This window comes from Streptomyces sp. NPDC000151, assembly GCF_040301705.1.
Classification (GTDB): Bacteria; Actinomycetota; Actinomycetes; order Streptomycetales; family Streptomycetaceae; genus Streptomyces.
Genome location: NZ_JBEPFC010000069.1, coordinates 23,663 through 36,254, shown reverse-complemented (window position 1 = coordinate 36,254; position 12,592 = coordinate 23,663). Strand labels below are relative to the sequence as shown.

General features: G+C 72.0%; 12 protein-coding genes and 1 pseudogene. 5 read left to right on the top strand and 8 right to left on the bottom strand.

What is annotated here, in order from left to right:
- The 3 genes and pseudogenes from ABT381_RS20220 to ABT381_RS20210 form a co-directional block, all read right to left on the bottom strand.
- A pseudogene (locus ABT381_RS20220) lies at positions 1-399 on the bottom strand (molybdopterin-binding oxidoreductase); the annotation flags it as partial.
- Between the two features lie 161 nt (positions 400-560).
- Entirely contained in the window at positions 561-1,310 is a 750-nt protein-coding gene (locus tag ABT381_RS20215; RefSeq protein ID WP_351595907.1) for an anti-sigma factor, read from the bottom strand.
- Positions 1,307-1,891, bottom strand: a complete 585-nt coding sequence (locus ABT381_RS20210; RefSeq protein WP_351595904.1) for a sigma-70 family RNA polymerase sigma factor — start codon at positions 1,889-1,891, stop codon at positions 1,307-1,309. Before ABT381_RS20210 ends, ABT381_RS20215 begins: the two co-directional genes overlap by 4 nt.
- Positions 1,892-2,097: 206 nt before the next feature.
- On the opposite strand from ABT381_RS20210, the gene ctaD reads away from it, so the two are divergent.
- On the top strand, positions 2,098-3,726 hold the full coding sequence (gene ctaD / locus ABT381_RS20205; protein ID WP_467753891.1) for an aa3-type cytochrome oxidase subunit I: 1,629 nt from the start codon (positions 2,098-2,100) through the stop codon (positions 3,724-3,726).
- Between the two features lie 37 nt (positions 3,727-3,763).
- Positions 3,764-4,198: an aa3-type cytochrome oxidase subunit IV gene (gene ctaF / locus ABT381_RS20200; protein WP_351595901.1), complete on the top strand. Its 435-nt coding sequence runs from the start codon at positions 3,764-3,766 to the stop codon at positions 4,196-4,198.
- Here ctaF and qcrB read toward each other — a convergent pair.
- Positions 4,153-5,847, bottom strand: coding sequence for a cytochrome bc1 complex cytochrome b subunit (gene qcrB, locus ABT381_RS20195; protein WP_351595898.1), 1,695 nt, complete (start codon positions 5,845-5,847; stop codon positions 4,153-4,155). The genes ctaF and qcrB overlap by 46 nt on opposite strands.
- Positions 5,848-6,068: 221 nt before the next feature.
- Between qcrB and ABT381_RS20190 the strand changes: the two genes are divergently transcribed.
- Positions 6,069-6,836, top strand: a complete 768-nt coding sequence (locus ABT381_RS20190) for an N-acetyltransferase (protein ID WP_351595895.1) — start codon at positions 6,069-6,071, stop codon at positions 6,834-6,836.
- 51 nt (positions 6,837-6,887) lie between these two features.
- On the opposite strand, the gene ABT381_RS20185 is transcribed toward ABT381_RS20190, so the two are convergent.
- Positions 6,888-8,543, bottom strand: coding sequence for an NAD-dependent malic enzyme (locus tag ABT381_RS20185; protein ID WP_351595892.1), 1,656 nt, complete (start codon positions 8,541-8,543; stop codon positions 6,888-6,890).
- Between the two features lie 226 nt (positions 8,544-8,769).
- Between ABT381_RS20185 and ABT381_RS20180 the strand changes: the two genes are divergently transcribed.
- Positions 8,770-9,759 (top strand): alpha/beta fold hydrolase, encoded by a 990-nt coding sequence (locus ABT381_RS20180; RefSeq protein ID WP_351595889.1) that lies wholly within the window; start codon positions 8,770-8,772, stop codon positions 9,757-9,759.
- 39 nt (positions 9,760-9,798) lie between these two features.
- Here ABT381_RS20180 and ABT381_RS20175 read toward each other — a convergent pair whose 3' ends face one another.
- The 3 genes from ABT381_RS20175 to ABT381_RS20165 form a co-directional block, all read right to left on the bottom strand.
- Positions 9,799-10,608 carry an SDR family oxidoreductase gene (locus ABT381_RS20175; RefSeq protein WP_351595886.1) on the bottom strand — a complete coding sequence of 270 codons (810 nt, stop codon included), beginning with the start codon at positions 10,606-10,608 and terminating at the stop codon, positions 9,799-9,801.
- Positions 10,605-11,027: a DUF2267 domain-containing protein gene (locus tag ABT381_RS20170; protein ID WP_351595883.1), complete on the bottom strand. Its 423-nt coding sequence runs from the start codon at positions 11,025-11,027 to the stop codon at positions 10,605-10,607. Before ABT381_RS20170 ends, ABT381_RS20175 begins: the two co-directional genes overlap by 4 nt.
- Positions 11,028-11,166: 139 nt before the next feature.
- Entirely contained in the window at positions 11,167-11,577 is a 411-nt protein-coding gene (locus tag ABT381_RS20165) for an SRPBCC family protein (protein WP_351595880.1), read from the bottom strand.
- Positions 11,578-11,856: 279 nt separating this feature from the next.
- Between ABT381_RS20165 and gntA the strand changes: the two genes are divergently transcribed.
- On the top strand, positions 11,857-12,555 hold the full coding sequence (gene gntA / locus ABT381_RS20160) for a guanitoxin biosynthesis heme-dependent pre-guanitoxin N-hydroxylase GntA (protein ID WP_351595877.1): 699 nt from the start codon (positions 11,857-11,859) through the stop codon (positions 12,553-12,555).
- Positions 12,556-12,592 lie beyond the last annotated feature (37 nt).

Below are 12,592 nucleotides of genomic sequence, written 5' to 3'. Positions count from 1 at the left end.
GGCGGCGGACGCGTCCGGCCGGCTCGTCGCCGCCACCGCGCCGACCACGCCGAACAGCAGGACGCCCGCCGCGCCGAGCCGCCGGTGGCGCAGCGCGAGGACGCCCAGGGCGATCGCCAGCAGCGCCAGTACGGCCAGGATGCCGAGCTGGAGGACGAGCTTGTCGGCCGTGCCGAAGCGCTGGATCGCCCAGTCCTTCACCGACGCCGGGGTCAGGTCGATCGCCGCGCCGCCCACCGCCACGACCGGGCCGGCCTGCGGCCGCACCGCCGCCGACGCCAGCTCCGCGACGGCCAGCGCCGCGTATCCGGCGAGGAGCCCGCTGAGGGCTCCCGGTGCCAGTGCCCGCAGCCGCGTGCCCCGTGCCGGGGCTTCCCGAAATCTCTGGTCTCTGCTCACGTGGGGAATCCGTCGCCGGACGGGCGGCGGATTGGTCCTTTCCCGGATCGAGTTGGTCCTCTGCTGGATCGACTCGTACTGGATCGACTTGCACTGGCTCGACTTGTACGGGATCGACGTGGTCCTTCATCGGACCGGCGCACGGTTTCCTTGAGCGGGCGTCACGCGGGGAGGTGCACCATGGTCAGCGGAGCGGAGGTCGGCCGGGGCGACCCGCCCGCCGGTTCCATGGTGATCCCCATGCCGGACGCCCGGCCGAGCGGCCCCATCATGACCGCGGCCGTGGGCCGGGCCGGGTCCAGCATCCCGGCGGAACGCATCGTTCCGTTGTCGTCGAACCAGAGTTGGTACACCTTGCCGTCCGGTGGCTTCGACATCCCCGAGGCTATGAACACCGCCTGGTCGCGGCTGCGCGAGACGACGACCGTACCGCTTGCCTCCTTGCCCCACCGGGCCGTACGGGCCTTCGCGTCCCGCGCGCCCAGCACCGCCGCCAGGTCCTCCGTGTGCTGCTGGGCCCGCCGGGCCTCCTCGCGCGCGTCCTCGGCCCGGTCGTGCTGCCAGACCGCCACGCCGCCGAGCGCCGCCGCGATGGCGAGACACGCGGCCAGTGCCCAGCGCGTCAGCCGCCGGGCCCGGGCCGACACGGGTCCGGAGTGCGGCGGCCGCGGCGTACGGGGAGCCTCCTGGCGGACCGTGGTGATCCGCCGCAGCACATCGTCCTTGAGGCCGGGACGCGGCGTGACGGAGACCGCCAGGCCCAGCCGGCCGGCCGTGGCGGACAGCTCCCGCACCTCCTGCGCGCAGGACTCGCACACGGCCAGGTGCCGCTCGAACTCCGCGCGCTCGTCGTCGGGCAGGGCGTGCAGGGCGTACGCGCCCGTCAGGGTGTGCAGGTCGGCGCCGGTCACGCGGTCACCCCCAGGCAGTCACGCAGCCGGATGAGACCGTCCCGCAGCCGCGTCTTGACCGTCCCGAGCGGCACCGACAGCAGCTCCGCCACCTCGCGGTAGGACAGCCCCCGGTAGTACGCCAAGGACACCGACTCCCGCTGCAGTTCGGTGAGCGTCCGCAGGCAGCGGCGCACCTGCTCCCGCTCCAGGCGGGCGTCCACCTGCTCCGTCACCTCGTCGAACTCCGGCGTACGGTCCAGCAGCGCGGCCCTGCGCTCCCGCTTCGCCGACGCCTCCGCCGACCGCACCCGGTCCACCGCGCGCCGGTGCGCCAGCGTCAGCACCCAGTTCATCGCCGCGCCGCGCTCCGGACGGTAACGGGCCGCCGTCCGCCACACCTCGACCAGCACCTCCTGCGTCACCTCTTCCGACTGGGCGTGATCGCGCAGCACGCCGCGCACCACGCCCAGGACGGGCCCCGCGACGATGTCGTAGACGCCCGAGAACGCCTCCTCGTCCCCGCGGGCGACGGACTCCATCAGCGCCGGCAGATCCGGACCCGGTGCCGGGCTCTCCCCGATGCGCACGATTTCTTTCACGCGGTGATCCTCTACGACGTCCGTCCGGAACCCGGGAATTCCGGTGCCCGGGGAATTCCGGTACACGAGTCATTCGGAGCCGGAGCGGCGACGGTTTGGTCCCGGTGGCCCGCGGTGCGGATTCTCCGCCGCCGGCCGGGGCACTCGGACGCCGCTGAGTCGGCGTGTTCCCGGGAGGCGAGGCTGTGACCGAACTGGCGGACGGCGTGGTGCGGCCGGTGTACCGACCGGCCCCGTCGCTGGGCAGGCGACTGGTCCGGCTGACGCGGACCACCGATCACAAGGTGATCGGCAATCTGTACCTGGTGACGTCCTTCTGCTTCTTCCTCTTCGGCGGCGTACTCGCCCTGCTGATGCGGGCCGAGCTGGCGCGGCCAGGGCTGCAGATCGTCGACGAGCACCTCTACAACCAGCTGTTCACGATCCACGGCACGGTCATGATGCTGCTCTTCGCCACCCCGCTCTTCGCGGGGTTCGCGAACGCCGTCATGCCGCTCCAGATCGGCGCGCCGGACGTGGCCTTCCCCCGCCTGAACGCGCTGTCGTACTGGATGTACCTCTTCGGCGCCCTGATGGTGGTGAGCGGATTCCTGGTGCCCGGCGGGGCCGCGGCCTTCGGGTGGTTCGCGTACGCGCCGCTGAACGGGGCCGTCCGGTCACCGGGCACCGGCGGTGACCTGTGGACCATGGGCCTGGTCGTGGCGGGTGTGTCCACCACGCTCGGCGCGGTCAACTTCATCACCACCATCATGTGCCTGCGCGCGCCCGGCATGACGATGTTCCGGATGCCGATCTTCACCTGGAACGTGCTCTTCACCTCGATCCTCGTGCTCCCGGCTTTCCCTGTGCTGACGGCGGCGCTGCTGGCACTGGAGGCGGACCGGAAGTTCGGCGCGCACGTCTTCGACGCGGCCAACGGCGGGGCGATCCTGTGGCAGCACCTGTTCTGGTTCTTCGGCCACCCCGAGGTGTACATCGTCGCGCTGCCGTTCTTCGGCATCGTGACGGAGATCCTGCCGGTCTTCTCCCGCAAGCCGGTCTTCGGGTACGTCGGGCTGATCGGCGCGACCGTCGCGATCACCATGCTGTCGGCCGTGGTCTGGGCGCACCACATGTTCGCCACCGGCGCGGTGCTGCTGCCGTTCTTCTCCCTGATGTCGTTCCTCATCGCGGTGCCCACGGGGGTGAAGTTCTTCAACTGGATCGGGACCATGTACCGCGGGTCCCTCTCCTTCGAACCGCCGATGCTGTGGGCGGTCGGCTTCCTCGTGACGTTCCTGCTCGGCGGGCTCAGCGGCGTACTGATCGCCTCGCCGCCGCTGGACTTCCACCTCACCGACTCGTACTTCATCGTGGCGCACCTGCACTATGTGCTGTTCGGGACGGTCGTGTTCGCGATGTTCGGCGGCTTCTACTTCTGGTGGCCGAAGCTGACGGGGAAGATGCTGGACGAGCGGCTCGGCAAGATCCACTTCTGGACGCTGTTCGTGGGCTTCCAGACCACCTTCCTCGTGCAGCACTGGCTCGGCGAGAACGGCATGCCGCGCCGCTACGCCGACTACCTCGCCGCCGACGGCTTCACGGTCCTCAACACCGTCTCGTCCATCGGCGCGTTCCTGCTGGGCGCCTCGACGCTGCCGTTCCTGTACAACGTGTGGAAGACCGCGAAGTACGGCACGCGCGTCGGCACGGATGACCCGTGGGGCTACGGCCGGTCCCTGGAGTGGGCCACCTCCTGCCCGCCGCCGCGCCACAACTTCGTCGCCCTGCCGCGCATCCGCTCCGAGTCGCCCGCCTTTGACCTGCACCATCCGGAGAAGGAGTGGCACACGTGAAGCCGGCGGAGGAGAAGAAGGAGCAGGGGGAGGACACATGAAGACCGAAGCCGTTCTCTTCGCCGGTGTGGCGGTCTTCTTCGCCGTCACCGCGGGCGTCTACGGCAGATACGGCCACGACCCCGCGGGCGCCAGCGTGCTGATCGTGGCCTGTCTGATGGCCGCGCTGGTCGCCTTCTTCCTGGCCGTGCAGTACCGGCGGCGCGGGCAGCGGGCGCAGGACCGCCGCGACGCCGAGGTGGCCGACACCGCCGGGCCGCTGGACTTCTTCCCGCCCGCCAGCCCCTGGCCCCTCGTCGTCGCCGCGGGCTTCACGGTCGTCGCGCTCGGCGTCGTCTTCGGGCTGTGGCTGGCGCTGCTGGGGGCGGGCGTGCTGGCCCTCGGCGTCTTCGAGATGGTGTTCCAGTACGCGGGGCGTCAGGACCGTCAGGAGTCCGGCGACGAGCCGCCCGCCGGCCGGTCGCGGAGCTGACGCCGGTCGCGCAGCTGACGGCCGGGCTCCCGGGAGTCCGTGCGCGGGTGCGAGGCCGCCGCGAACCAATGGCTGAGCGCGGCCCGCAGCCGCCCGGCATCGCCGTCCGCACCGGCCCCGTCGGCCTCCTCCGGAGACCCGTCCCGCCCGGCCGCCGTCAGCGGCGGCGCCGCCGGCATGCTGCCGTACAGCACCACGTACCGCTCCTCCTCGCCCATCGGCCGGTGCTCCTCCTCGTAACCGCCCTCGACCGTCTGGCGCATCCGCCCGGTCTCCTCGCCCTCGGCCAGCCGCTCCAACTCGGCTTCCCGCAGCGCCAGGCACACCCGCTTGACCACCAGGAACACGACGACGGGCAGCACGATCAGCGCCGTCCGCAGCAGCCAGGTCAGGGCGTTGAGGGAGATGCCGAGGGTGTCGGCCACCACGTCGTTCCCGCCGGCCAGCAGCAGTACCGCGTACGCGCTGACGGCCGCCGTGCCGAGCGCGGTGCGCACGGGCCGGTCGCGCGGCCGGTCGCACAGATGGTGCTCGCGCCGGTCACCGGTCACCCACGCCTCGGCGAACGGGTACGCGTACAGCAGCGCGAACAGCGCGAGCGGCAGCACCACGGCCGGGAGCAGCACGTTCCACATGAGGGTGTGGCCTGCGACCGACGTCTCCCACGGCGGTACGAGCCGCAGCGCGCCCTCCAGGAAGCCGACGTACCAGTCCGGCTGGGCGCCGGTGGACGCCTGGTCGGGACGGTAAGGGCCGTACACCCAGACCGGGTTGATCTGCGCCACCCCGCCGAGGAACGCCGTCACCCCGAAGACCATGAGGGACAGGCCGCCCGACGTGGCCATGAAGTGGGGGAAGAGGGGCTTGCCGACCACATTGCGGTTGGTGCGGCCCGGGGCCGCCCACTGGGTGTGCTTGAGGTAGAAGACCAGGATCAGATGGACGGTGACCAGGGCCAGGATCAGGCCGGGAATGAGCAGGATGTGCGCCCCGTACAGCCGGGAGATCATGTCGTGGCCGGGGAACTCCGCGCCAAAGGCGAACATGCTGACGTACGACCCGACGAGCGGCAGCGACAGCATGATGCCCTGCGCGATCCGCAGCCCGGTGCCCGACAGCAGGTCGTCGGGGAGCGAGTAGCCCGCGAAGCCCTCCGCCAGCGCCAGCAGGAAGAGCGTCACCCCGATCATCCAGTTCACCTCGCGGGGCTTGCGGAACGCCCCGGTGAAGAAGACCCGCAGCAGGTGGACGCCGATCGCCGCGATGAAGACGAGCGCGGCCCAGTGGTGCATCTGCCGGATCAGCAGCCCGCCGCGGATGTCGAAGCTGATGTGCAGGGTGGAGTCGAACGCCTCGGACATGCGGATGCCGGAGAGCGGTGTGTACGCGCCGCGGTACACCACCTCGTGCATGTCGGGTTTGAAGAAGAGCGTGAGGTAGACCCCCGTCAGGATCAGCACGATCAGGCTGTACAGGGCCAGTTCGCCCAGGAGGAACGACCAGTGGTCGGGGAACGGCTTGCGCAGCAGCCCGCCGCCCTCGGCGACCGGCAGCCGGGCGTCCAGCGCCTCCGCGGTGCGGCCGGCGGCCTGCCTCGTCCTCTGCTTCACGGCGCGTGCCTTCAGGCGGGACCGCCGGAAGAAGATCATGCCAACTCCTCCCTGTTCGGGAGCCCCTGACCTTGCCCGCCAGGTGGCGCCCACGACCAACGAAGCGCGCGCAGGAGCCCGTCGGCGGCCGGCCGGCGCTCGTGCCCCGCCCTCCGACCATGGGCTGCCGCGCCACTGACGTGTAGCCGCTTGTCGGCCAGGCACGCAGGGCCGGAGAAAACCGCTGGCCGCAGCGGTGTCCTTGTGGCAGCGTCCGCGCTGTGACAGACACCGACCGCATCCGGATCACCCCCGTCGCCGAGCGCCCGGCGCTGCTGCCCCGTCTCTACGAGCTCACCGAGACCTGGCCGGCCTTCATACCGCACGACCCGGTGGCGGACGCCCTGTTGGGCCGGGTGGCCGCGGACTTCCCCGAGTACTGCGTGGTGGCGACGGACGGTGACCGCGTCGTGGCGCGCGGGCTGAGCGTGCCCTTCGACGGCGGGCGCGACGGCCGCGAGGAGACGCCGGACCGGGGCTGGGACCGGGTGCTGGGGTGGGCGTTCCACGACCGGCGCGACGGGCACCCGCCGACGACGGCCAGTGCGCTGGAGATCACGGTGGACACCGAGTACCTCGGCCGCGGGCTGTCCTACCGGATGCTGGAGGCGCTGCGCAGCGCCGTCGGCGAGCAGGGCCACGACGTGCTGCTGGCCCCGGTCCGCCCGACGGCCAAGCATCGTGAACCGCGCGTCCCCATGGCCGACTACGTCCGCCGGCGGCGCGCGGACGGACTGCCGGCCGACCCGTGGCTACGCGTGCACGTCAAGGCCGGCGGCACCATCGAGAGGATCGCCCCGGCGTCGATGACGGTCAGCGGCTCCCTGGCCCAGTGGCGGCGGTGGACCGGCCTGCCCTTCGACCGCGACGGTGACATCGAGGTGCCCGGCGCCCTGGTCCCCGTGCACTGCGACACCGCCCATGACCACGCGGCCTACGTCGAACCCAACGTCTGGGTCCGGCACCGCGTGGATCCGCACCGCGCCTGAGGGCCAGGGACTCCCGGGGCGCGGGTCAGGGCCGTGAGTCAGGGCCGTGAGTCAGGGACGCGGGTCTGACACCGGCCCGTATTCCGGCTGCCACATGGCGTCCTGTACGGCCTGTACGGGGTCGGCCGGTACGACCGTCGCCACGCCGTCCTCGGCCGCCGCTCGTACGACCGCCACCGCGACCGTCGCCGAGGAGGCGCGCAGGTTCTCCACCTCCGGCAGCAGTGGCGCCCCGGGCTCGCCCGTGGCCACCTGGCCCGCGACGGCCTCGGCCGCGGCCCGGAGCATCCCCGGCGTGACCCGTTCGGCGCGCGACACGATGACGCCCAGGCCCACGCCCGGGTAGACGAGCGCGTTGTTGGCCTGGCCGATGACATGCCGCACGCCGCCGGCCTCCACCGGCTCGACCGGGATGCCGACCGCCGTCAGCGCCCGGCCCTCGGTCCAGTCCAGCAGGTCGGAAGGGAGCACCTCGATCCGCTCGGTGGGGTTGGAGAGCGGGAGGACGATGGGCCGGTCGACGTGCTCGGCCATCGCCTCCACCACCTCCCGGGTGAAGGCCCCGCGCACGGTCGAGGTACCGATCAGAACGGTCGGACGCACCTTCCGTACGGTCGTCAGCAGGTCGACGGGGCGGCCGTCGGTCCAGTCGGCGGCCTCGGCGGCGGGCCGGGCATAGCCGCGCTGGTAGTCGCGCAGGTCGGACATGTCGTCGAGCAGCAGCCCCTGCTTGTCGACGAGCCAGAAACGCCCGGTCGCGGCGTCCTCGTCCAGGCCGTCGCGGACCATGGCGGCGCGCAGCTGGTCGGCGATGCCGACGCCTGCCGTGCCGGCGCCGAACACCACGACGCGCTGGTCGCGGAACGGGACACCGGTCACGTCCAGCGCGGACAGCAGCGCCGCGAGCGTGATCGCCCCCGTGCCCTGCATGTCGTCGTTGAACAGGCGGTGGCGGTCGCCGTACCGCTCCAGGATGCGCCGGGCGTTGCCGGGCCCGAAGTCCTCGAAGTGCAGGAGCGCGTGCGGATACAGGGCGGACACGGTCTCGACGAAGTCGGCGACGAACCGGTCGTACTCCTCACCCCGGGCGCGGCTGTGCCGTACGCCCAGGTAGAGCGGGTCGTTGAGCAACTGCGCGTTGTCCGTGCCGACGTCGAGCACCACCGGCAGACAGCGCGCGGGGTCGATGCCCGCCGCGGCCGTGTACACCGCGAGTTTGCCGACCGAGATCTGGATGCCGTGCACACCCCAGTCGCCGATGCCGAGGATCTGCTCGGCATCGGTCACCACGACCATGTCCACGTCGTCGGCGGACAGTTGCAGTGCCTCGAACGAGCGGCGCAGGTCCTGCGGGCGGTCGATGGACAGGAACACGCCCCGGGGCCGCCGGTATTCGTGGCTGTAGTCCTTGATCGCCTGCCCGACCGTCGGGTCGTAGACGATGGGCAGCAGCTCCACGAGGTGGTCCGTCAGCAACCGGTGGTACAGCACCTCGTTACGGTCGTGCAGCTGCTCCAGGTAGATGTTCGCAGCCAGATCGGTGGGCTGCCGCCGCAGCTGGCCGTACGCGCGCCGCGCCTGCTGATCGAGGGTGAGTACGCCGTCGGGCAGGCGGCCCACGAGGCCGAGACGGTCACGTTCCGCGCGGGTGAAGGCCGTTCCGTGGTTGGTGAGCGGGTCGCTCATCACCGGGGGCAGTCGTTCCACTGGTACCTCCTCGCTTCTGCTGCGCACGGCCCGCCTTTCAGTATCACGGGGTGCGGACGGCCCCGCACCCGCGGCCGCCCGCCGCCGGGACGCGTCCACGGCGGCCGTCGCGAAGCGTCGTAGCGGGCGCGAAACGCTCCGGTAACGGTGTCGGGGTGCTACACCTTCTACGCTCGCACGGAGAAGCGGGGAGACGGGGAGACGGCCGGGGGAGGGGGCGTCGGGCGTGCAGGACGACGTGGAGCTGCGCTACCACGTGGTGCACGGTTACCGCCGCGCCTTCCGGCTCGCGGGCCGTGGACCCGCCCTCGTGTTCCTGCACGGCATCGGGGACTCCTCCGCGACCTGGGAGGGCGTCCTCCCGGCGCTGGCCAGGAACCACACCGTGATCGCCCCCGACCTGCTCGGCCACGGCGCCTCCGACAAGCCCCGCGCCGACTACTCGGTCGCCGCCTACGCCAACGGCGTCCGCGACCTGCTCGGCGTCCTCGGCATCGACCGCGCGACCCTGATCGGGCACTCGCTCGGCGGCGGGGTGGCCATGCAGTTCGCGTACCAGTTCCCCGAGCGCACCGAGCGCCTGGTGCTGGTCAGCGCGGGCGGCGTGGGCCGGGAGGTCACCCCCGTCCTGCGGGCCGTGTCCCTGCCGGTGGCCGCCGCACTGCTGTCGGTGCTCGGCCTGCCGGGGATGCGCTGCCAGACCCGGCTGGTCGTCGGGCTGCTCAAGGGCCTCGGCACGGACCTCGGGCAGGACGCGCCGGCCCTGCTCCGGCTGGTCGACTCGCTCCCGGACGCGGCGTCCCGGAGCGCGTTCGTCCGCAGCCTGCGCGCGGTGGTCGACTGGCGCGGCCAGGTCATCACCATGCTGGACCGGTGCTACCTGGCCGAGGGCATGCCCACCCTGCTGCTGTGGGGGTCACGGGACGGCGTGCTGCCCGTACGGCACGCGTACCGCGCGCACGCCGCGATGCCCGGCAGCCGTCTGGAGGTCTTCGAGGGTGCAGGGCACTTCCCCTTCACCGCCGATCCGGACCGCTTCCTCGCCGCGGTGCAGCACTTCATCGCCACGACCCGGCCGGCCGACTGGAGCCCGGAACGCTGGCGCGAGCTGCTCAGGGCCGGCCGGCCCGGCAGCGCGGCCGGCCGCCCGGACGACGCCCGCAACCGCGCCGTGGAGCGCGAGCTCCGGGACGAGAGCGAGCGCAGCGCCACGTAAGGCCGCGGCGTCCGTACGGTGTCGAGGCCTGCAGGGGCCTCAGGGGCGGCGCCAGCTGTGGTCCGTGAGGTGGGAGCCGGCCTGCGGGCCCATCCGCAGCATGCCACCGTCGACGGCCCACGATGCCCCCGTCACATACGCCGCGTCCGGGCCGGCGAGGAAGGCGATGACGGCGGCCACCTCGCGGGCGTCGCCCGGCCTGCCCAGCGGGACGCCGGGCCGGTCCTTGACGGTCACGTCCGCGTCCTCCTGCCCGGTCATCGGGGTGGCGATTTCACCGGGCGCGACGGCGTTCACGTTGATGCCGTACTCGGCCAGTTCCAGGGCCATGACCTGCGTCAGCAGGCCCAGCCCGCCCTTGGCAGCGCAGTACGGTGCGGCGCCGACCCGGGGCTGGTGCTCGTGCACGCTGGTGACGTTGACGATCCGGCCGCCGTCCCCCTGGTCGATCATGCGCCGAGCGGCCAGCTGGGAACAGAGGAACGGGCCGATGAGGTCGACGTCCACCACGTGCTGGAACGTCTCGTGGCCGATGTCGAGGAAGGGCGTCGCGGTGCCGGTGCCGGCGTTGTTGACGAGGACGTCGAGCCGGCCGAGCCGCTCGGCGAGCCGGTCGACGACCTGCGCCGCCGCCGGCGGGTCCGCGAGGTCCATCCGCTCGATCGCCGCGTTCCGGCCCTTGCCGCGCACCTCGGCGGCCGTCGCCTCGGCGCCCTCCCGGTCGGTGTGCCAGGTGATGCCGATGTCCACGCCCTGCTCGGCGAGGCGTACGGCGGTGGCGCGGCCGATGCCGGAGTCCGCCCCGGTGATCACGGCGGCACGCAGGTCAGGTGCCCGGTTCGCGGTCAACGGTCCTCCACCCGGCTCGTCGGCAGCAGCTCGCGGATGTCGGGCGGCAGGACGCTGCCCAGCTTCTCGCTGAGCTCGGGCGCGAGCGCCGCGTCCAGCGTTTCGAAGACCGCGCTCGCCTCCTGCAGCGCGGCGTCCTCCGAGACCCCGCCGCGCCAGGCGATCCGCGCGGCGAAGGTCGTCAGGTCGAACCGCTCCGCCGTGTGGTGCTCGGCCGACCCGCCCTCGTGCGCGGCGACCACCCGGCGGAGGTGCTCGCCGATCTCGTGCGGCAGCTGGGCCGCCACGTGTTCGGCGAGGCCGTCGGGGATGCGCTCCGCCAGCGTTTCCAGCGTCGCCCGCACCGCGCGCTCCGCCGCCCCGTGGTCGGGGAGCGCGGCTCCGGCCTGTACCGATCGCAGGAACTCGTCATGATGCATGATCTTCCACCTCTCGATCCCGGCGTGGGCGGGGGCGCCGGGCGCCGCCCGCTCCGGCGGTCGCACCGAGCCGGGTTTCCGCCGGCCGGCGCGGCGAAACGAATTGAATATCCCTTTTGCCGCTGCCCCGCGCTGTCGGCTATCCCGCGTCGTCGACACGCAGCCGCACCTGCTCCGCCAGCCGCTCCAGGCTCCGGTCCAGCGCGGCGTCCACGGCCTCGCCGCCCGGGTCGTGGGACGCCTCGAAGAAGGACAGGTGGATGGTCACCTCGCTCGCCCCGCTCCCGATGCCGGCGACCTGCAGCCACCCGGCGTAGCTGCCGGTCTCCCGGGTGCCCCACTCCAGGCGCTGCTGGTCGGACTGGGCCCGGAAGAGAGCGGACGCGTCCTCGCCCGTACGGTCCTCGTGCACCGTCACGGCCGGCAGCTCCTCCTCCCGTACGTGCAGCTCCGCCGGCATCCAGGAATCGAGCCGCGACACATCGCTCGCCTGGTCGAAGACGTGCTCGGGCAGCGCCGGCATCGTCCGGGAACGCTCGTACTCACTCATGCCACACCTCTCCTCGGTTCCTGTTTCCTCGGTTGCTGATTCCTGGGTTCCTGGATTCCTTGTTCCTCACGCCTCCGGAGTTCCTCACGACTCCGGAACGCCTGCCCCGTGACGGTGTCCGGCGGCGCACAACCACCCGATTGCAGGGGGATGCGGGCGATTCGTCATCGCGCGTTCCGCCGCGGATTTTCTTTGACCGGCCTTCGGCCGTCACAATCAGCCAGGCACACCGGAACGATCTCCCTGTGAGGAGGCACGTAATTGGAAGGAAGGCTGGCCATGACGGCGGATGCGCGTGGCGAGGTCGAGGAGTTCATCCTGGGGGAGCGGTTCTCCTGCCTGGCGGGCCGGTCGGCCTGGCGCCGGGGCGGGATCACCCACCGGCACTACGACCGGATGGGGAGTACGGAAGCCGCCCGGCTGATGGCGCTCGACCTCGCGGAATTCGTCGGCGCGGCGGACTGGAGCCCCCGGACGTTCACCAGCTTCATCGCGACGTTCGAGCAACCTCGCGGAGTCGATGAGCTGCGGTTCGAAGAGCTTCTCTGGGAGCAGCTGCAACTGCTCCACGAGCAGGACGCGGAATCCCATCGCTGGGCCGACGGCTACTCGTCCGATCCCCAGTCCGGGCAGTTCGCGTTCAGCGTCGCCGGCCATCCCTTCTTCGTGATCGGTCTGCACGAGACGCACCGCCGCTGGGGCCGCCGGCCTCCCTTCCCCATGCTGGCCTTCAACTCCCACGAGCAGTTCGACCTCATCAAGGGCGCCGGCATGTGGGACCGGCTGGCGGACAAGATACGCAAGCAGGACATCAAGCTGCAGGGGGACATCAACCCCAACCTGTACGAGTACGAGCAGCTCTCCGAGGCCCGCCGCTACTCCGGCCGCCCCAAGCCCGCCGACTGGCAGTGCCCCTTCGCCGCCCGGGAAGCCGAGCGGCAGCTGGAGACGGTCTCCGGGGCGTACTCGGGGGCATAAGAGCCCGGACCGCACCGGCACAGCCACCGGGCCGCCG